Raw genomic sequence first — 17,950 nt, forward strand, 5'->3', positions numbered from 1 at the left:
TCAAGCGAAAATAGGTTGTCGGCGACGCTGAACGTCAGCTGGACGCGGTCGCGAACCATCCCGATCTCCACGAGATCGACATCGAACAGAGTGACGTCGTCGGGCTGTTCGAGATCGACCGAGAACCATTCGGCCTCAGCCCCGTAGTAGATCCCCTCTCCGTAGAGCCCAGCGCCGTAGAGCCCAGTCTCATTCGGGAACCTGTCTGGGTCCCAGCGCTCAGCCTCGAGTGTCCCTTCGGCTTCGTCGAGACGCAAACGGATGACGCCATTATCAAGGACGATCGGGGCGTCGAAATCATGGATCGTCGAGAAGATTTTTTGCCACTGTAGAACGCCGTTGTCGTCCGTCTTCTCGACACGATCACGTGTATCGTAGACGCGGCAGTCGACGTTCTCCTCGGCCCGATATGGAATCTCGTAGATCAACATCGGCGTGTCTGTGCCGACCGCGTCCTGTCCAGCATCGAGGTCGTAGATAGCGACGCCGCCTAACTCAGCGGACCGGACCTCGATATGCTGCGCTACTGTGCGAGAGTGATTGTCTGGATTGAACCACTGCACCTTGCTCGCGGCTGCCGGGACTGCTAAAGACGCCTCGAGGTCATTTCCCCAGTCGTGATCCGCTTGGCGTGGGTTCGTCTCGATCGCTCGCCAGTGACTGTTCCGAGTCCCCTCTTTCGTCAGCTGCAGTTCGAACTGTTGGACGCGGTCGGTCCGAGGTTGGGGAGGAGCGACGTCGACCTCTTCGATCGCGTAGTAGCCGTCTACTGGTGTCGTTTCATTGAGTCCGGTCAGTGGAACCTCGCCAAAGCCAGAGGCTGTTGCGAGTTCCTCGAGTTCGATGGCCATCTTTTCGGCCACCGGTGACCGATAGACGCCGATAACTGTCTGGTCGGCTGGGTTGCTCGCGATCTGCTCAACGACGCCACCGTCTTCGCCGATGATACCGGCAGAAGCGAGTTGCTGCTGGAGCTGGGTTGGTAACTCGGATTGAGATGCTTGTGGGACAACGAGCGTGTATAGTAGGAGATCGGGCATAGTGAGCTATCCGAGTGTTTGTTTAGCTCCGTCGAGTGATTCCTCGAGCGAGAGTGTCTCGACCCAAGTGACGCTGCCGTCGTAGATACTGCTCTGCTCGGTGCTATCGAATACGACGTCCGGGTTCTCTGGAACGACTTGGAGCGGGCTGTATCGACCTGCCTCGGAGTACTCACCGACCTCGAGGATCGCGGGGTTCGTCGAGTCGATCCGCGCCGCCTGGAGATACCGATCGAAGACAGCCATTTGAGCGTGGAGGTCCTCGCCGGTCGCATCGGTCGGGGTGCCGCCCTCGCCACTGTCGCCCCACTGGTAGGGTGATCCTGTGTAACCACGGAAGTCCAGCGTGATCGCGTGGATCCCTGCACCGACATCGATCGACAACTCTTGGCGGATGCTCGAGTCGACGTCGTCGTCGGTCTCGTCCTGGATCCAATCGAGGACGACGCTCATCAGCGCTGGCGTTCGGCCACTCGACTGGAAGAACTCCTCGGTCCGTGTCTCGAACTCAACGATGATGTCGGACGGGAACACGAACGTACCGTCGACCGTCTGGCCGGCTATCTCCGCGTTGTGGATCGTGACCTGTGGATTCACCCATGTCATCGTGTGATCTGACGCTCCAGGTCTTCGATGTCGCGCTCGAGGCCGCGGATCTCGTTCAAAACCGTCCGTTCGAGGTCGCGGAGATCGGCCTCGATGGTGACGTCATTGTTGATCGTCGTTTCGCCACGTCGGTCTCGAGCCTGGTTTTGCGACGTGTCGGGTTGCGTCGTGTCGGGTGATGTATTGGAAGAGCTCGTCGACGGCGTTGTGTCGGCCGAACCGTCGTCCATCACTTCGTCGATGAAGGCTTCCGTCTCTTCCCAGTCGTCCGCGGTGAGGCTCTCGCCGTCGTCAAATGGCTCGATTGGCTCCGGATCAGCACTCTCAAGATACTCCGAGTCGGCCGCTGGGTCGTGCGTCGGCGTCGTGCGCCACTCATCGGGTTGTGTCGCGATCTCGGGATCAACACCATCCGATCTGGATCCATCCCATGGAGTGTCGATCACGTCCGACGCCGTGATAACTGCCGCCGATGTGATCAAGGCACTTGCCGTGATGGTCGCCGGCGACGCGATCAGAGCGCCGGCCCCGATAGCCGCCTTGGAAGCGATCAGTGCCGCGGCACCAATCGACGCCTTGCTTGCGACCAGTGCACCAGCACCAATCACCGCCTTGGAAGCGATTAGGGCACCGGCCGTGATCGTCGCCTTCGCCTTCACGAGAGCCGCTGCTCCGATCGCTGCTTTACTCGCGATCAAGGCGCCGGTGCCGATCGTTGCCTTACTCTTTATCAGCGCCGCTGCTCCGATCGCTGCTTTACTCGCGATCAGGGCACCGGCTGTGATCGTCGCCTTCGCCTTCACGAGCGCGCTGGCAGTGATGGTGGCGCCGCTCGCGACCAGGGCACCGGTGCCGATGGTTCCAAGGACTCCCTGGAGGCTGAACCCGGACAAAAGACTCCCGATGATCCCACCCTCGTCACCACCGCTGCCACCGACACCGCGCTCGGCGATTTCGACTAAGTCGGAGAGGTGTGTGTTCCGTTCCTGGTCAAGCTCGGTTGATTCCTCGAGCGTCTGTGCGACGCCACCGGTTGACCTACCCGAGCGTGTGGCGGCTGCGGTGACGCCGCCACTTGACTGGCTTTTTCCGGTACGTCCTGTGTCCATTCGCAGGTCGACGCTGACGCCGCTCAACTCCCGCTCGAGTTGACGGCTGGCGCGTGCCAGCGACGAGTCGCTAAAGGACAGATCTGCTTCTGTACTAAACTCTGTCATGGTGGTTTCGAACTGAAAACGAGGTGGGGCCGAGATTAGTCGCCGGTAGGAGTGTGACCAGTTCCGTCCGTCGCCGACTCGTTGAGGGAGACTACTGCCGCAAAGACGAGAAGTAAGCCGCCGATGAGAGTCAGATAGATTCCATTTCCAACAGACACTGCCGACTCGGCAAGTTGCCGCTGGTCAGCAGGGCCCTCATAACCGAAGATAAACGGATCAACGACGTAGGCTGCCGCCAGCAGCGCGACGATAGCTCCAGACACAAGCACCACCGCCTGATGGGACGTGTCCCAGTCAGTGAACGCGATCGAGAGCGCCGCGATGCCAGCCAAGATGATCGTGAGCCATCCGTCCCGGTCCATCCCGGTTTCGGTCACGGCCGTCCCCAAGATCGACACTTCGAACCAAGGCAAGAAGGCACCAATGATAACGGCCGCGGCGCCCACTAACCCGACTTGCTGCTCCGTGGATAAGTCGTCGAGTGACATAATGTCTTATTGATCACGCAGCCGTTAAATCATACTATCCAATCAATCGCCAAAGTGGGCAACGTGCATCTCTGAGGCGACAGCCGCGATCGCCTCGAGGTCGCGAACCGCACACTCGCGAGCGACGTCCGGCGGAATCCCACAGGCGCCGGCAACTCCAATCAAGTAGTCCGCCCCAACGCCGGGATCTACGTCTCCTGTGTCTGCATCTCCGCGCGCAAGTCGTCGTAGTTGATCCGCGCGTTTCCCCCTAGACCGGTGAGATCGTCGATCCGCGACTCGGCCCACATGAGGTAGTGGACCGGCAGGTCGGAGACGGTCGCGATGCGCTGGTCTCTGTCCATGCTGTCGTCGATATACGGCGCGTCTTCGGTGCCAGCTTCGACCTGGTGGACTCGAGCGGCGCCGCTGCCGGCGCCCTCGAGGTCGTCTTGCATCCGTCCGAACTCGCCGCCGGTAAGGCCCGCGAGCGTGATCGCGTCGACGTCGTCGTCCCACATCGGCGCGTAGTCTGCCTCGAACGCCTCGTCGCGGGCCCACTTGACGCCCTTGAGGTGCGTCTGGAGGGACTGTAACCGCTCGAGGAGCGCGTGAGCAGTTTCGCCATCGACGTCGTCGCCGATGCTGTTGATGATGTTCTCGAGTTCGTCGATCTCGTCCTCGAGGCGCTGAACCTCCTCGCCGAAGTCGATCGTCTCTGTTCGCAGGGGCATCAGTCGCTCACCTCGATGCCGCCGTTGACGTTGAACGTCGTCGAGTCAGTCGTGTCCGTGTCGCCGTCCGTGATGACGTCGTTCCACGAGTTCTGATTCGGCTTCAACTTCGGCATCTCGTACGTGCTGACACTCTCACCGGCGATAGCGATATTGAGCGATCCCGAGACGCTGTCCATTCGTGCCGCAGTCTCGGTCGCGTCGGTGCCGCCGTAGGCGAGTTCCGTTCGCGATGGACCGGTAAGGATCGCGTCGACCTCGAGCTGTTCTTCCGGGCGCGCGAGGACGGCGTCGATCGCCGTGTGCGAAGCGCCCCACTGGAACCGGCTGATGTTCGATATCGACAGCGCCGCTTCCTGCAGTTTGGCGACTTCCGTGCCGTCGATGTCGAGTGTCACGCCGTGGTACATCGCCGTCGTTCCGTCGCTAACGCCGTTGATCGACGAGGGCGTGATCGATGTATTGAGTTCCTCGTCAGCGTAGGCCATCGACAGCGTATAGCTGACCGGCTCGCCTTGCTCGTAGCTGACCGTATACTCGAGCGGAACGGCGCCAATCAGTTCGCGCTCAGCCGTCCCGTCCAGGTAGTCGACGCCAGTGTAGATCCGCCCGCTCGCGGCACGGCCGGCTTCGAAGCCGGTGCCGCCGTCGTTGAAGACGAGGTCCTCGACGTCGCCGTGAACATCGCTCGAGATCGCGGCTTCGATCGCGAACGCGCCCTCGAGGTTGCCGGCGACCGACTCGACGTACTCGGCTTTATCTCCCTCGGTCAGTTCTGTGAGGGCGCGCTCGAGGTCCAGTTCCGTGACTGTCGCGTCGCGGCCGAACTTCCAGTACTCGCCGTCGGTCGGATCCTCCTTGAACTCTGGCTCTTTCGCGAACGCGACCGTCGCGGCGCCCGCGCCCGTCATGCTATCCCTCCGTCAGTTGTGTTGTAGCTTGTCATGGTTGGTTTGAATAGCCGATGAAACGGTACTCCCAGTCCCGCCGGAAGTAGTCCCTATTGTCGTCGCTCAGGTCTGTCTCGTTCTCCGGCGGGCTGATCGTGTGGTACGCGACCGAGCCGATCGGATCGTCGTCGACGTCGCCGACCGTCGGATACGAGCGCTCCTGCGCGATCGCGTGTTGTGCGTAGCGGACCAATTGCTCGAAGTGAGCGGGGGACTTGATGTGACCGAACTCGCTCACGTGGAGGCCCTCGAATCGGATCGAGATCGTCGTCTCGACGCGGTGGTTGTACTCGGCACCAACCGGCGTTGGATCGCGGCTCGACAGCGATGCGCCGATCGCGTTCGTGTTCGACAACTCGACCGACCGCGTCCGTTCGCCCGTCTCAAGGATCTTCGGCTCGTCGCGGTTGATCCGGACGATATCGTCAGGGAATCCATAGGGGTCAAAATAGACGCCTTCGCCGTAGATCCCGTCACCATAGAGGCAGGTCTCTCCGTATCCGGGCCAATTCCGCTTGATCGTCTCGAGCAGCCACGTGACTTCATCTTGTACCATTTTAGCCCACCTCCTGGCGCAGCCACTCGAGGCCGGCCTGGACAAACCGCGACTGCGGGAGGCCGGAGACGTTGACCTCCGGTAGGAACGCCGTGCCGTCGGGAAACATCTCCGCCAGGTACGGATACTCCGACTCGTCGAAGCGGAAGGCGAGCACCGGATCGCCGTGGATCGTGTGATCTGAGGTGCCGTTGTTGAAGAACACGGCCGCCTCGTGGTCCCAGCACCATGTGACCGTCAGTTCTCCGCCCGACCGGTCGACCTCGACACCAGCGAACGAGTCCTCGATCGGATCCGTGTCGTAGTCGTTGCGCGAGCCATACGACCGCAGCGCGCCGTGGCTGACGCGAACGGCCTGGAAGACGAGTGGATTCGCCTCACCAACTAGCCGAGACTCGGCATCGTCGAGGATTGGCTCTGGACCCTCGAGGCTGAACGAGGCACTAGCTGTCGTATCTGTAGTACTCATCTGTTGTTACCCCCAGGTTGCTAGTGACCACAGTCAGCAGCGCCTCGCGAAGGTCGAGGTCGAAATAAGAGAACTCAATCATGGTCAGAGCCGTTCGAGACCATAGCCGTCATCGTCTCTTCGAGGATCCTCGTCCGGCGCCTCCGAAACTCGAGCACGATCACGCCGATCCGCTGACTGGAATGAGCCGATCACGTAGCCGGTACTGAACGACAGCAGTGTTCCGAGAACGGCGATCCCAAGCGTCATTCGTGGATGCCAAGCAACTCTTCGGCTTGGCGCTCGAGAGCCTGGATCTTCGACTCGGCAGGAACAAGATTTGCATCCTCGGGTATCCCCAAGGCGCTGTCATCGTCAGTGAGTAACTGCGCAAGAGCACGCATGGCGATCGCCCGGCGGACGGTATTCGACAGTTCGTCGATCCCCCACTCGTAGGTCGCGACCACGGCGTTGTCGTAGTCCCGCAACTTCGGAAGGGTTCCGCAGTGCAGGTAGAGGTACGTAAAGCCGCTCGAGTCGTCGCTGTTGAGGTAGTAGTCCTTGCCACGACCTCGCGCGTACTCAGAGACCCAGTCCGTGACGTTACCGGAGTTGTCGCGAACGAGGAGTTCGGTCATGTCGACGACATCGCGCCGACTCAGTTTCACACGGGTGTACGGCCCAGCATGCCGAACCGGATAGCGAGCCTGTCTCGACGCAGCGACCTGCATCTGCTGCGGGCCAGCGTGTGGACTCGAGGGAATATCCAGTTCGTCTTCCGAGTGAGTCAGCGGCTCGGTCGGGATGATGTCATGGTCATCTTCCTCGAGGCCGTCTGGCGCGTACCAGTGGCGGTTCGTGTGCTCTTGGAGCCACTCGGCCTGGCTCGTGATCGCGTCGACGACCGCCTGGTTGTCCTCAACCTCGAGGCCGCGAGAGAACTCGGCCCTTTGCCAGGCGCGGCGGACATCATCGACGGTACAGTAGCCGATGTCGTCAGACATAGATCACCCCTCGAGTTCCTCGAGGCGCTCCTGGGCAGCCTCGCAGACGCGCTTGCTCTGGTTGGACTCGACGTCGATGATCTCCTCGAGATGGTCGTCGACGAGACCGTTCTCGACGTCGGCCTTCCGATCTTCCCAGCCGAGCGCCAGCCAGTCGTCGCGGTTCCAGTTCTCCCAGGCCTCGAGATCATCGCCTTCAGCGGCGTCCTTGCCGGCGCTGTCGACGTCTACCTGGTTGTCATCGTCATCGAAACCGGCATCGATCTGATGGTCGGCCTCGAGATCGTTGCCGGCATGGCTGACGATCTCGCCAGTATCGCGATCGTACCCGACGCCGTACTGGTCGGCGAGACCGTCCATGACGGGCTCAGCGAAGTCGTCGCGGACCAGCACGTATCCCTCGTCGTCGACAGTGGCAGTGCGATACTCGCCGCTGGTGATCTCGACAGCGGCTTTCGACGGCGGATCCCGTGGAAAGGCCGCCGTCGCCCGTGGATGTTGGATGCGTCGCATGGTCAGTTACCTATCGGGTCAGGTTAGGCCGCGCTCGGATCGAAGTTGGTGCTGCCGGTGTCGTACTCGAGCCAGAACGTGTGTTCGCCCTGGGACTTGTCGACCAGCGAGCCGTATTCGGCCATCGCGACACGGTCTGCGAGCCCCTGGCGACCCAGCGGCAGCGTGAACAGCGGCGCGAGTGCCCGGAACTGGACGGCTCGGCGGTCGACGATGAACGCGTTGCCGGGACCTTCGGGCGATGTGTCCCACGGCAGTTCGAAGTTCGGACTGATGTTCGGGCACTCCGTGACCGGGACACCCTTGATGTTCAGCTGGCGCGCGCCGAAGTTGACGCCCGTCTGGAACGACTCGAGGCGGGTGACCGGGTTTGCCTCGTTCTCGATGAGATCGAACAGCGTCGGCGAGACGAAGATCTCGGCGTCGGCATAGGTCAGGCCGGTGTTCTCGACAGTCCATGTGAGGACGGACTTGAGGTCCTCGAGGATCGGGAAGCCGTCAGCAGCGACGTCGACTGAGGTCCGGTCGAAGTCGTTGCCGGCACTCTGGGCGAGGTGAGTTAGACCTGGGAACGCGTTCTCGGTGCCCAGCGAGGAGTAGCCGAAGCCAGTTTCGCCGGCGTCGGGATCTGCGTAGAAATACGCAGCGGCCTTCGTGAGCGCCCACTCGATGGTGCGCTGGCCCAGCGTTGTGTTTTCCAGGTCCATGTACTCGAGCGAGTCGGTCGCTCGAGAGGCGAAGTCGGAGACGTTGACCTGGTCGACGTAGATCGCCATCTCCTCGGAGTCCGTCTCGATCGCGAAGTCACCGTAGTCGTTGTCCGACAGGTCGATGATGTCGGACTGGCCGGCATAGCCGATCGGCTCCGAGCGGCCGCTGATGACGTTGTATTTCGCGGTGAAGCCCTGCTGGGCGCGCGTGTCGATGCGGTCCAGTACTGGCGCGCGCTGGCGCTGGACGTCCATGATCATCGGGTCGACGATGATCGGGACTGCGTCCTGGACGGTCGAGGCATCGACAGCGCCCTTCTGCTGGACCATCGTATCGACGCCCTTGACCGCCTTCGACGACCCCATCGAGCCGGGCTGGTACTGCTCACCGGCCGCAGCAGCTGCGAGGAACGGGTTCTTCGTGCCGAACTGACTCTCGAGGTGTTCGGCATAGTTGTCCTCGTGGCGCTGGACGCGGCCGCTGACGTCGATGCCAGTACGGCCGCGTTCGATGTGGGTCTCGGGGAAGCCCCAACCCTCCGCGAGGATGTTGTAGAGATACTCTTCCGCTTCGTCGCTGTCGCCTCGAGTGCCAGTCAGCGTCTCCTGGACGTGGTCGATAGTAGCAGACATGTTAGATCGTCACCTCGGTGGTTGAATCGTCGGTCGTGCCGTCAGTGCCGTCGTCATCCGAGCCGAACAGCCGCGTCTCGGACTTCGCGAGCTCGAGCTCGCCGTCGTCGTTGGCCTTCTCACGAAGCGCCTCGAACTCCTTGCGGACGTCCTCGTCGGCGTCCTCACTGAGGAAGAGTCGGAGTGCCTCCTCGTCGGGCTCGCCATCCTTGTCGTCGCTGGCGTCGGTACCGTCGACGTCGGGATCGCTGTCGGTCTCGTCGGGTTCGGTATTGTGCTCCTCATCGATCGTCTCGACGAGGTCGTTCGTGGTGTCAGCGAGCTGGCCGACTGTCTCCGTCAGTTTGGAGATGTCGTTCCGGAGCTCGTCGACGTCGGTACCACTGGTGCCGTCAGCGGGATCGCCGCCGCCGTTGTCGGGATCAGGGTCAGTCATTTCTTTTTCATCGTCCGCAGAATCAACAGCCGAGCTGTCGGTCGGGAAAGCCTGCTCGAGGTCAGAAAGCCGACGCTCGACGTCTGTGAGCGTTTCCTCGAGGTCGGAGTCAGGACCGAGACGACCCCGCTCCAGGGAACGGGCCTCGGGATCGTAGCCACCTGGCTCGAGCCCAGCAGCGCCAGTCATCGTCCGGCCGCCCGACATCGGTGCCTGCCGCTTGGCTGCGCTGGCTGCAGGAACGACCGGCTGCTGGTCGACCGGCGATCGGAACCGGATATGCTCCGGGCTGCCGAGGGCCTTCGCGCCGATCGCATCGGCGTCGACACCGTCGTTGACCGTCAGCGGGTTCGACGGGATCCCAACGATCGACGTCTCGAGTAGATCGGTCGAGTGGAAGATGAACTTCCCCTCGTCGCGATCGCGTTCGTAGTCGATGATCCGGAACCCGACCGACGCGCCGACCGGCATGTCGTCCTCGAGGAGAGCCACGATGTCTTCGGCGTCCTCGTTGGCCTTCGTCGGAACGAAGTCCGCATACAGCGTGTCGACTGACTCGCCGTCGTAGGACTCCGTCTCGACCGAGGCATCGTCCCACGTGCCGACGATCCCGAGGGCACCGTAGTAGCCGCCTCGAGAGCCGCGCCCGTGGTCGAGAAACGCCGGGACTTTGCCGGCGTTGATCTGGTCGCGAAGGTCCTCGAGGCCGTTCTCCGAGAACTCGTCGCCATCTCGGTCTTCGGCGGTCGAAGAAATCGGCATCCGGACGCGTTTGCGCCCGTCCTCGTCCTCCTTGACCTCAATCTCATCGCGGGAAGCGCGGAAGCGCTTCTCGACGTACTGTCCCTTCTGTAGGTGCGTTTGCATCGTATCGTAGATTCGTAAAACAGGTCCCCGTGACGGTCCGTTCGGCCCTTATCGTCCCGTGCCACGGGTCACGAGGTCATCGGGCTCTCGAGCGATACTACTGCAGCGGGTCGGCGTCTTCGTCGCCGTCGTTATCGTCGCCACTATCTTCCTCGCCCTGGCCGCCTCGAGCATCCCTGATCAGCGCTTCTGTCACATATTTGGGGTGCTCGCCGTAGTCGATCTCGACGCCGGCAATCTCGACAGTCGTGTCGCCAGTCTCCTCGCCAAGTTTCTGGAGATACGCGTTCAACGGCAGTGCCCCTGCTTCGTACCGTTCCCGGAGGTGTTCCTCTCGAGCGCGTTCCTGGCGGGGATCGGAGTGTGCGAGCTTCAGCGAGAAGCGTTGCTCCTCCGGCAGTTCCTGGTAGCTCTCGAACTGGAGGAACACCTGGGTAGTGACGGCGTCCTCGATCGTCTCGAGGAACCCTTGCGTCACACGCTTATGGACGATCGAGAGCTCCGCGTCGGCGGTGTTGTAGTTGACGTCCTCCGTCAGCGCGATCTCGCCTTTGGTGAGTCCGAACGCAGCCAGGCAGAGTTGGAGGAACCACTTCTGTTCGCCGATGATGTCGAGGTTCAGCGCAGTGCCGCCCATCTCGATCCAGTTGGCCGGCCCCTCGCCGCCGATCACACCGACCTTCCGCGGGTCGCCGGCGGCGTTCTTGATTGTCTCCTCGACGTCATCGATCGTCGAGTCGTTGGCATCCATCAACTGGACGAACCCGCTCGGGAGTTCGTTGTCGTTGTAGAAGCGCTGGGCGTGGATCGTCGAGTGGGTGAGGTGCTCGAGGGCGGCCTGGACCTGCATCCCTGGCGCACGAGGATAGATGCGATTCGAGCGCCTCGAGCCCGGATAGCGCATGACGATGAGGTCATCGCTCTCGAGTTCGGTCAGGTCGCCGTCGCCGATTCCAGTGATGATACTGCCGCCCTGGGTGCGAGCAGGTGCCTGGTAGTACGGTGGGTCGCCGAACTCGCCACCCGCGGTGACGTTGTGTCGAACCGAAAGCGCGTCGACCGGTTTCAGGGCAGCCACCGGGATCGAGCCGTCGTTGCTCGGAATCGGTTCCCAGTAGCCGTTCCCGACGTCGACCATGTCCGAGACCGTAGCGGAGACGAGATCGTTCCAGGCGTCGTCCTGCAGGTGTGGGCCCTGAAGCATGTCCCGAAACAGCTTCCAGAGCGTTTTCGCCGCTCGAGAAGGGTCGATGTCGTCGGGCGTCCCCATCCCGAGTTCCGCGCCGGCGAGTTGGTCGTTGATGGCGTTCTTGATGATCTCCATCGCCCACGTCTCGCCGAGTTGCCGGGCCTGGTACGCCTCCTTGCCGCGTGGGACGCCGTTGACGTTCGCACCGATGATCGAGTCGTTGACCTGCTGAGTGGTCTGGGCATCCGCGAGGTCGACCGACGTCCCGCCGATCGTAGCCGTCGACTTCTCGCGTTCGGTGTAACTCTTGTGCTGCTCGAGGTAGTGTTCGAGTGCCATGATTATCGCAGGAATCTCCGGACGGTCTGGTTGTTCGCCGGCGCTGCTCGGCCCTGTTGTGGCCAGTCGCTGGCGGTCAGTTCCTCGTAGACGAACTCCCACTTGATGTTCTCGTGATGGTACGAGCCGGCCGAGGAGGCCTGCAACCACTCCGTCCAGACGGTATCGGGGACGTTGAGGTAGACGTAGATCCGATCTCCGTGGAACCGAACGTACAGGTCGCGGACGGAGCGATCGTAGAGTGCACTGTGGATGTTGCTCGAGTTGAACGAGTGCATCTCGAGCATCTGATCCTTGCCGATCCGGGCGTTGAGGTCGAACGAGAGCGTCACCTGTCAGAAAGCACCTCCGAACTGGTCGCGGATCTGGATAATCGCTTGCCCGATCTCGGAGTCCTCGAACGAGCGGTCTTCGATCTCTTTCTCGAGGATGACGTCACACGCTGGGCACCGGGCCATCCCACTACGGCTCGTCGGCTCGAGATCGCCACCACACCGTGGGCACGTCGGGTCGTCGCCGTCGTCGCCGGCATTGGTACTGCCGTCCGGCTGGTCGTCCAGGTCGATCGTTCCGGTCGGCACCTTCGACGCGATCGCCTGTTCGGCCTGATACAGCGCCGACACCGGGTCGGGCGTGTGCCCCTCGAGTTTGCCTTCGTCGTTTTTGACCAGCGACGTCAGCGCGTCGATCAACTCCTCAGTGTGGTCGGCGTTCTCCCGGTAAAACTGGTAGCCGCCGTTCCCGATGCGGTGAGCCATCCGCGGAATCCCGCTTTCCCAGCTGTGTTTCTGACCGCTGGTGTGGTGGCGCTTGATCGGAAGCGATCGGTCGAACTCGATCGCATCCTCGACGAGATACTCCTGCATCCCGTTGCTCTCGATGACGATCGCCGACGGAGCGTATCGGCGGTCGAACTCCTGGAGCTTGGACTTGAACCGCGCCGGGTTGATCGCCTCGTCGTTATAGACCTCGAGGATGTCCCGGACGCCGCTCTCGCGAACACCGAGGACGACGAAACTCGAGCGGTCAGTGCCGGCCGTTGACGCCGGATCGACGCCGACGACAGTCTGTGTGTAGACTGAATTGGCGACGTCGACGTAGTCGGGAGCGATATCATGAATCGAGCAGCGATTGTCGATCGCCTCGCGGTTGATGATGGCGTTCGAAGCCTGCTCGAACACCATGCAGAACTCCCGGACGAAGTACGGGTAGCCCTGCGCCCCTAGCTTGCGAGCTAGCCAGTTCGCCGGCCGGCCATCCGGCCAGAGGATCGAGACCGTGTTGCCGGGGACGCCGAGTGCGTCTGCCAGTTTCGGCGCTTCGACTTCGGTATAGAGGTCCGGTGGAGCGAGGTCTTCCGGGCGATCGTCGCCGTACTTCTGGATCCACGGCTCGCGAATCGACGGGTACTCGAGGAGTTGGTAGCTGGGGAGATCCCAGTCGGCGTCGGAGTTTTTCGTACGGAGAATCTCGTAGAGGTCGGTCGGTCGTTTACGGGTTCCTACGATAACGTGGATCCCGTTGCGGTTGAGCATCGGTTCGATGACCTTCGAGTACCAGGCCTCGATCCGTTCGTCCGGGATTCCGCCGTACTCCTTGAGCGGGTCATCCCCGATGCTCATGTTGACGTGGCCACCTTCGGCGCTGCCAGTGACCGACGTCGTGAACAGCTTCGATCCGTTCTGGAACGTCTTCGATTCCGACCCGCCGCAGGCCTCGCCGCCCTCGTGGAGGTTGTCCAGCCACTGGTTGGCTTCGACGAGCTCGTCGAGTTCGCCCATCCGATCGTGGACCTGGTCCTGCGTGTTCGCCCAGTAGAGCGAGGCGAACCCCTCGATGTACTGGCTCTTCTGGATGATCTTGCAGAGGACGAACGTCGTCTTCGTGTGTTTCCGCGCCGAGAGGATGATGTTCAGCGGGTTCGCCTCGATCTGCTGGTTCCAGTGCATCGCGTGCTCCGGAACCACCTCCCAGGGCGTCGGCTTGCTCTCGAGCCAGTTGCGGGTGACGAGGTTGCACAGCAGCCAGAACGACGTGTCCTCCTCGAGCGGGCCTTTGGGATCGCAGAACTCACGCTTCTCCTGTGGGGTGAGCGCCTCGTTTAGCTGGCCGATCGGATCGTCCGACTCCTGGATGATCCGTCCGATGTCGGCCTCCGTTGTCTGACCGGCTCCGGTCGTGGCTGTGGCGGACATCGTTACTCCTCACTCCCATTCCCGCCGGCGTCACCATCCCGGAGCGATTCGATCGCGTCGACGAGTTCGGCCTTGTCCCCCTCGTCGATCGATCGGTCTTCGTCGACGTCGAGTTCGATGTGGTCAGTGTAGATGCCGAGGACTTCGCCTTTCGCCTCGAGGTGCTTGGACTGCTCTTGACGTGCCATCGCGCGTTTCTGGATGTCAGGCTGGTCCCGCTCGAGGCCGACCATCTCAGTCGTATACTTCGGCGTCCCGTCGACCGATCGGAGAGGATACTCCTCCCCTGGCATGATCGACCGCTTTCGATCGAGGAAACGGATGACGGTGTCGCGTTCGCTGGCCCACTCCGGAAAGTCCTCATCATCAGGGTCGAGCACTTCCCAGTCGGGCCACTGCATCGGCGACTCGCGGTCGTTCGAGACAGTATCCGTCTGGGGGACGACGCGTTTGATCGGCTCGTCACGAACCGCGCGATGTTCGTCCGCTCGAGCGCGGCGGTACATCTGCTCTTCGCGATCGGCAATCTGTAGTCGCGTCTCGGCGTGCTTTTGCTTGATCTGGTCGAGGACGTCCTCGGCTTCCTTTTCGTCGAGGTAATTATGGACAGTCTGCCTCGAGGGGCGGCCGTATCCCTCCTCCTCGAACCGGTCGCGAATCTCCTGGATGTCGCAACCATCCAGGTGTCGCCACTTGAGTGCGAGCGTGACGCGCTGTTCTCGAGTTCCACCGAGGCTCATGTAAGAATCTGTAAATTCTGGCTTTTGTACTTTAAATACGATTCAGGGGACTGCGAAGTAGAGAAACGCCGCGATCAGAAACAGGTCGATCGCGACGATAACCGGGATCGCCGCGAGCCGCCAGATGAACTTGAAGGGCGGGTACAGCGGTGCGTTCTTCGCCCACGTCTCGGTCGCGGCCTGTTTGTACAGCTCGAGGACGTTTCGAGTGAGTAGCCACCACGTCCCGACAAGCGCCGCCAGTAGTATCAGGAGATAAGCACCGAGCGTGAGTGTTTCGACGGGTGCTTCGTAGAGTTCGATAAACGGGTTCGCCGTCACGGATTACTGCACCTCTCGTGAGATGTGGTCATCGACGTCGTCGCCGAGTTTTGGATCGCGGTCGACTGCTTCCTCGAGTTTCTCGTCGAAGATCTCCTCGACCGCTTCGATCGTGTCCTGGTCGCCACCGACGACACCAAGGTTGAGGTCGTAGTGATCGATCCAGATCTTGGGGCCTTCGTCGCTCATGTGCTCGGACAGTCGTGGTTGTCTACTTCCGACTCGCGTAGCAGCGAGCCACAGTGAGTGCATTCGACAGTTCGGTTCTCCGTGGGTCGGCCGTTGTTGAAGTCCATCTTGCGGGCCATGGTGGTGTTAGGCAGATATCGGCTGTGTGGAATCAGATAGTTCGTCGACGAAAGCGTCGAGCGGTGGGGGGTCGGCTCCCAGGTTGGTAAGCCGATCGTGTAATCCGCTGAGAAGTGGTCGTTCACACGCTCGAGCGTGCTCCGGCGGTGTGATGTACTCGTTGTGCGACGGGTGGAGGACGGCGATCGCCTCGTCGTCTTGAACACGAAGTGGTCAGTCTTGATCGTCGCGGTCACTCGTTCCGATCGAGATGCCGGGGAGGTCGATCTCCTCAAGTTCGACATCCCACATCCGCCCGATGATCAGGAACAGGACGCCCGTGAGTCCGTACATCAGCGGCGGGTCCGGTTCAGCGCCCGTGAGATCCAGCACAAGGATCGACCAGACGAGAAACAGCGCCAAGAGTATCGCCTTCCGGAACCACCGGTCGGGAGCATCTTCGGGCATCGGGGTCAGAGCTCGGATAAGACAGGCCACTTCGACTTTCGCACGGTTCCACGACTCGCGGGTAGATGGGTCGACAGACATGGCATTGATCAGATTGCTATCGTGTCAGGGTCAACGCCGGTGCTCTCGAGCAGCGAGGCCAGTTCCCCTCCAGAGAGCCACTCCAGACCTTCCTCCTCGACGTGGCGGGTCTTCTCTTCCCATCGCGACGGTTCGATGTGGCCGTTACCCTCGAGGCCGTGATCGGCGGGCCGGAACCGAAGGTGTTCTTCGAGGGGACGCCCCTGGTCGTCAGTTCCGGCTGGACGACGCATGTTCAGCACTTCGCCGTCGTATTTGAGCGACCAGCCGGAACCATCCTCGAAGTGATGATTCCGAAGGCAGGCCTCGAGTTCGTCGGCAGTCATCGCGACCGTGACGTGGTCGGGGTACTCCGGCCACTCGACAGTCGCAAACCGGCGTCGAAACTCTCTCTTTGCGTGTTTCCAGTACTGAAACGGAATCTGCTGGAGTATTTCGAGCATAACTGTGTATGGAAAAACTGCAGGTTGGTGATCGGGTACTGAAAGATAGAACAACGGACTGGCTGGATGGTCTTGCTTCGCGGCCATGGGTCGACGTCGAGGTCGCAGGCTTTCGCCAGCGTTCGATCGTCAAGCCGTCAGCGCCCCGGTTGCCCCGAGGTTGGCTGACGGCCGATCCCGCACCGCGGACTCGCTGCACTCGTAGCGTTCAACCGCTATCGCGTGACCACTACATCCGAGTTCAGGTCAGTCTACGACGACGATCGAAACCACTCTGGCTGTGGGGTGTCGCATATTGCGCTCACCGAATCGAGTGGAACCGAAGCCGAACAACCGTCGGTAGCCGGAAAGGAGATCCGGGCTTGACGTTGGCGTTGGAACGCACACTATCGTCCGTCATGTTGCGTATCGTTCGCCAGCCCTCGAGTGCAACGAGAGACTCACAGCACTCGAGATGAGTGCTCAGGTATCCTCAGCCAGCTATACTCGAGCGCAACACGAGCAGTGAACTAGCCTCATCGGAATGCCGGAGACGGGAGTCGAACCCGTTGAGTCTGGCCTGCCAGACTCCGGCTGTGTATGTTGGAACCCCTCGAGCAACCCTGAATCTGAAACGATAGGATTGTGGTGGGTTTGCTGGGCCGCAGGGTGCCGTCATCAGGGATCGGTCTACTTCGCAGCGATGAACTCTCGGATATCCTCGATCTGGTCGGTCGACCAGCGCCCAGAGTCTCGGGCGACCTCGGTGTTGATCGAGATCGGGTGGCCAGTGATAACGACGCTGCGGTCGGTGTTGACCACGAGGCGGTAGGTGACGCCGCCGAACGTTGCGCGGAAGTGGTAGATGTCCGGCCCAACCCGTTCGGCGTCACCGTTCCGGATGCACCCCTCGATAATTTCGCCGTCTATGTGCCGATTATACTCGTCGTACTTGTCTTTGAGCCGCTCGTGGAAGTGAACTGTTGGTCGGTATACCGACGGCTCTCGAGGCGGGAAGGGCTGGGATTCGGTGGACATGGCTGGTTAGTCAGAAGCTACGGCCGCTCGAGTCGATTGGGCGGTGTCGACTATGGCTTTCTCCTGGCCGAGAGAGCGAGCAAACGCGATCGCGAGGATTTCGGTCTCGTTGCCCTGGGCGGAACGGAGCTGTTTCAGTTCGCGGACTACAGCGCCGAAGCGTTGCGGATCGAGCTCGTAGTCAGTTTTGAGAGAGACATAGCGGTAGATGTTCGCCGCGAGCGGCTTGAGCTCCTCGAGGGACTTGTTCCGATGGTTTCCGTTACAGTCTGTCCCGCAGTTCTCGCAGAAGCAGGTTCCGAAGCGCCGATTCGAGTCCCACGGAGTATGTTCCTGTGAGCCGTTTTCTGTGCGCTCATACCACTCGTAGAGCGTAAGAATCGGCGGCGGCCCGCCATGCTCGAGGCGTTTTTCCTCGGGCGTAGAGAGCATCTTGTGTTTCTCCGGCCCGATCGAGCGGACCTGTGAGAAGCACGAGTTACAGACCTCACTCGAGCGCCAAATCTCCTCTTTGAAGGTCTCGTACCCACGTCTATCGGACTCACGGGTGTCGAAAGGGATGGCGTTGAACTGTCGCATGGTGATGAAAAGCGGCTACGCAGGGCTGTTGGACGAAGACGGCCGGCGAACGCCGGCGGCCTGTTCGGCGAACCCTGGAGTGTTCTCCGTTACTACCAAATAGACTACT

23 protein-coding genes are annotated in these 17,950 nt (G+C 61.4%); all 23 read right to left on the reverse strand.

The features are described 5' to 3' along the window. Positions 1 to 1,040 (reverse strand): hypothetical protein (locus tag RBH26_RS20550; protein ID WP_306760230.1); only part of this gene is annotated, 1,040 nt, incomplete at its 3' end. A 6-nt stretch (positions 1,041 to 1,046) separates the two neighbouring features. After that, positions 1,047 to 1,646, reverse strand: a complete 600-nt coding sequence (locus RBH26_RS20555; RefSeq protein WP_306760231.1) for a hypothetical protein — start codon at positions 1,644 to 1,646, stop codon at positions 1,047 to 1,049. Further along, the gene (locus RBH26_RS20560) at positions 1,643 to 2,863 is read right to left on the reverse strand and encodes a hypothetical protein (RefSeq protein ID WP_306760232.1); all 1,221 of its coding nucleotides are present in this window, start codon (positions 2,861 to 2,863) and stop codon (positions 1,643 to 1,645) included. Before RBH26_RS20560 ends, RBH26_RS20555 begins: the two co-directional genes overlap by 4 nt. Before the next feature lie 35 nt (positions 2,864 to 2,898). Further along, entirely contained in the window at positions 2,899 to 3,351 is a 453-nt protein-coding gene (locus RBH26_RS20565) for a hypothetical protein (RefSeq protein ID WP_306760233.1), read from the reverse strand. A 42-nt stretch (positions 3,352 to 3,393) separates the two neighbouring features. Beyond that, positions 3,394 to 3,516: a hypothetical protein gene (locus RBH26_RS20570; protein WP_306760234.1), complete on the reverse strand. Its 123-nt coding sequence runs from the start codon at positions 3,514 to 3,516 to the stop codon at positions 3,394 to 3,396. 23 nt (positions 3,517 to 3,539) lie between these two features. Further along, on the reverse strand, positions 3,540 to 4,064 hold the full coding sequence (locus tag RBH26_RS20575; protein WP_306760235.1) for a hypothetical protein: 525 nt from the start codon (positions 4,062 to 4,064) through the stop codon (positions 3,540 to 3,542). Next, positions 4,064 to 4,975 (reverse strand): hypothetical protein, encoded by a 912-nt coding sequence (locus RBH26_RS20580; protein ID WP_306760236.1) that lies wholly within the window; start codon positions 4,973 to 4,975, stop codon positions 4,064 to 4,066. Before RBH26_RS20580 ends, RBH26_RS20575 begins: the two co-directional genes overlap by 1 nt. Positions 4,976 to 5,006: 31 nt before the next feature. Beyond that, positions 5,007 to 5,570, reverse strand: a complete 564-nt coding sequence (locus RBH26_RS20585) for a hypothetical protein (RefSeq protein WP_306760237.1) — start codon at positions 5,568 to 5,570, stop codon at positions 5,007 to 5,009. A 1-nt stretch (position 5,571) separates the two neighbouring features. Next, on the reverse strand, positions 5,572 to 6,039 hold the full coding sequence (locus RBH26_RS20590) for a hypothetical protein (protein WP_306760238.1): 468 nt from the start codon (positions 6,037 to 6,039) through the stop codon (positions 5,572 to 5,574). 245 nt (positions 6,040 to 6,284) lie between these two features. Continuing rightward, positions 6,285 to 7,022: a hypothetical protein gene (locus RBH26_RS20595; protein ID WP_306760239.1), complete on the reverse strand. Its 738-nt coding sequence runs from the start codon at positions 7,020 to 7,022 to the stop codon at positions 6,285 to 6,287. 3 nt (positions 7,023 to 7,025) lie between these two features. Then, complete coding sequence (locus tag RBH26_RS20600) at positions 7,026 to 7,535, reverse strand: hypothetical protein (RefSeq protein ID WP_306760240.1); 510 nt, start codon at positions 7,533 to 7,535, stop codon at positions 7,026 to 7,028. Positions 7,536 to 7,558: 23 nt separating this feature from the next. Next, on the reverse strand, positions 7,559 to 8,878 hold the full coding sequence (locus tag RBH26_RS20605) for a hypothetical protein (protein WP_306760241.1): 1,320 nt from the start codon (positions 8,876 to 8,878) through the stop codon (positions 7,559 to 7,561). A 1-nt stretch (position 8,879) separates the two neighbouring features. After that, on the reverse strand, positions 8,880 to 10,181 hold the full coding sequence (locus RBH26_RS20610; protein ID WP_306760242.1) for a peptidase: 1,302 nt from the start codon (positions 10,179 to 10,181) through the stop codon (positions 8,880 to 8,882). Positions 10,182 to 10,278: 97 nt separating this feature from the next. Then, the gene (locus tag RBH26_RS20615; RefSeq protein WP_306760243.1) at positions 10,279 to 11,709 is read right to left on the reverse strand and encodes a hypothetical protein; all 1,431 of its coding nucleotides are present in this window, start codon (positions 11,707 to 11,709) and stop codon (positions 10,279 to 10,281) included. 2 nt (positions 11,710 to 11,711) lie between these two features. Next, positions 11,712 to 12,041, reverse strand: a complete 330-nt coding sequence (locus RBH26_RS20620; protein WP_306760244.1) for a KTSC domain-containing protein — start codon at positions 12,039 to 12,041, stop codon at positions 11,712 to 11,714. 3 nt (positions 12,042 to 12,044) lie between these two features. Then, positions 12,045 to 13,904: a hypothetical protein gene (locus RBH26_RS20625; protein ID WP_306760245.1), complete on the reverse strand. Its 1,860-nt coding sequence runs from the start codon at positions 13,902 to 13,904 to the stop codon at positions 12,045 to 12,047. A gap of 2 nt (positions 13,905 to 13,906) precedes the next feature. Continuing rightward, positions 13,907 to 14,644 (reverse strand): hypothetical protein, encoded by a 738-nt coding sequence (locus RBH26_RS20630; protein WP_306760246.1) that lies wholly within the window; start codon positions 14,642 to 14,644, stop codon positions 13,907 to 13,909. 42 nt (positions 14,645 to 14,686) lie between these two features. After that, positions 14,687 to 14,965 carry a hypothetical protein gene (locus tag RBH26_RS20635; RefSeq protein ID WP_306760247.1) on the reverse strand — a complete coding sequence of 93 codons (279 nt, stop codon included), beginning with the start codon at positions 14,963 to 14,965 and terminating at the stop codon, positions 14,687 to 14,689. A 3-nt stretch (positions 14,966 to 14,968) separates the two neighbouring features. Continuing rightward, positions 14,969 to 15,154 carry a hypothetical protein gene (locus RBH26_RS20640; protein WP_306760248.1) on the reverse strand — a complete coding sequence of 62 codons (186 nt, stop codon included), beginning with the start codon at positions 15,152 to 15,154 and terminating at the stop codon, positions 14,969 to 14,971. Between the two features lie 333 nt (positions 15,155 to 15,487). Continuing rightward, complete coding sequence (locus RBH26_RS20645) at positions 15,488 to 15,721, reverse strand: hypothetical protein (protein WP_306760249.1); 234 nt, start codon at positions 15,719 to 15,721, stop codon at positions 15,488 to 15,490. Positions 15,722 to 15,810: 89 nt separating this feature from the next. After that, positions 15,811 to 16,245 (reverse strand): hypothetical protein, encoded by a 435-nt coding sequence (locus RBH26_RS20650; protein WP_306760250.1) that lies wholly within the window; start codon positions 16,243 to 16,245, stop codon positions 15,811 to 15,813. Positions 16,246 to 16,914: 669 nt separating this feature from the next. Continuing rightward, entirely contained in the window at positions 16,915 to 17,262 is a 348-nt protein-coding gene (locus RBH26_RS20655; RefSeq protein WP_306760251.1) for a hypothetical protein, read from the reverse strand. 6 nt (positions 17,263 to 17,268) lie between these two features. Beyond that, positions 17,269 to 17,841: a hypothetical protein gene (locus RBH26_RS20660; RefSeq protein ID WP_306760252.1), complete on the reverse strand. Its 573-nt coding sequence runs from the start codon at positions 17,839 to 17,841 to the stop codon at positions 17,269 to 17,271. Positions 17,842 to 17,950 lie beyond the last annotated feature (109 nt).

This window comes from Natronolimnohabitans sp. A-GB9, from assembly GCF_030848565.1.
In the GTDB taxonomy this organism is placed as follows: Archaea; Halobacteriota; Halobacteria; order Halobacteriales; family Natrialbaceae; genus Natronolimnohabitans.

Coding starts and splice junctions, on each gene's coding strand:
- RBH26_RS20555 (WP_306760231.1), bottom strand. CDS start 1,646: ATGACATGGGTGAATCCACAGGTCACGATCCACAACGCGGAGATAGCC.
- RBH26_RS20560 (WP_306760232.1), bottom strand. CDS start 2,863: ATGACAGAGTTTAGTACAGAAGCAGATCTGTCCTTTAGCGACTCGTCG.
- RBH26_RS20565 (WP_306760233.1), bottom strand. CDS start 3,351: ATGTCACTCGACGACTTATCCACGGAGCAGCAAGTCGGGTTAGTGGGC.
- RBH26_RS20575 (WP_306760235.1), bottom strand. CDS start 4,064: ATGCCCCTGCGAACAGAGACGATCGACTTCGGCGAGGAGGTTCAGCGC.
- RBH26_RS20580 (WP_306760236.1), bottom strand. CDS start 4,975: ATGACGGGCGCGGGCGCCGCGACGGTCGCGTTCGCGAAAGAGCCAGAG.
- RBH26_RS20585 (WP_306760237.1), bottom strand. CDS start 5,570: ATGGTACAAGATGAAGTCACGTGGCTGCTCGAGACGATCAAGCGGAAT.
- RBH26_RS20590 (WP_306760238.1), bottom strand. CDS start 6,039: ATGAGTACTACAGATACGACAGCTAGTGCCTCGTTCAGCCTCGAGGGT.
- RBH26_RS20595 (WP_306760239.1), bottom strand. CDS start 7,022: ATGTCTGACGACATCGGCTACTGTACCGTCGATGATGTCCGCCGCGCC.
- RBH26_RS20600 (WP_306760240.1), bottom strand. CDS start 7,535: ATGCGACGCATCCAACATCCACGGGCGACGGCGGCCTTTCCACGGGAT.
- RBH26_RS20605 (WP_306760241.1), bottom strand. CDS start 8,878: ATGTCTGCTACTATCGACCACGTCCAGGAGACGCTGACTGGCACTCGA.
- RBH26_RS20610 (WP_306760242.1), bottom strand. CDS start 10,181: ATGCAAACGCACCTACAGAAGGGACAGTACGTCGAGAAGCGCTTCCGC.
- RBH26_RS20615 (WP_306760243.1), bottom strand. CDS start 11,709: ATGGCACTCGAACACTACCTCGAGCAGCACAAGAGTTACACCGAACGC.
- RBH26_RS20625 (WP_306760245.1), bottom strand. CDS start 13,904: ATGTCCGCCACAGCCACGACCGGAGCCGGTCAGACAACGGAGGCCGAC.
- RBH26_RS20630 (WP_306760246.1), bottom strand. CDS start 14,644: ATGAGCCTCGGTGGAACTCGAGAACAGCGCGTCACGCTCGCACTCAAG.
- RBH26_RS20640 (WP_306760248.1), bottom strand. CDS start 15,154: ATGAGCGACGAAGGCCCCAAGATCTGGATCGATCACTACGACCTCAAC.
- RBH26_RS20645 (WP_306760249.1), bottom strand. CDS start 15,721: ATGCCCGAAGATGCTCCCGACCGGTGGTTCCGGAAGGCGATACTCTTG.
- RBH26_RS20650 (WP_306760250.1), bottom strand. CDS start 16,245: ATGCTCGAAATACTCCAGCAGATTCCGTTTCAGTACTGGAAACACGCA.
- RBH26_RS20655 (WP_306760251.1), bottom strand. CDS start 17,262: ATGTCCACCGAATCCCAGCCCTTCCCGCCTCGAGAGCCGTCGGTATAC.
- RBH26_RS20660 (WP_306760252.1), bottom strand. CDS start 17,841: ATGCGACAGTTCAACGCCATCCCTTTCGACACCCGTGAGTCCGATAGA.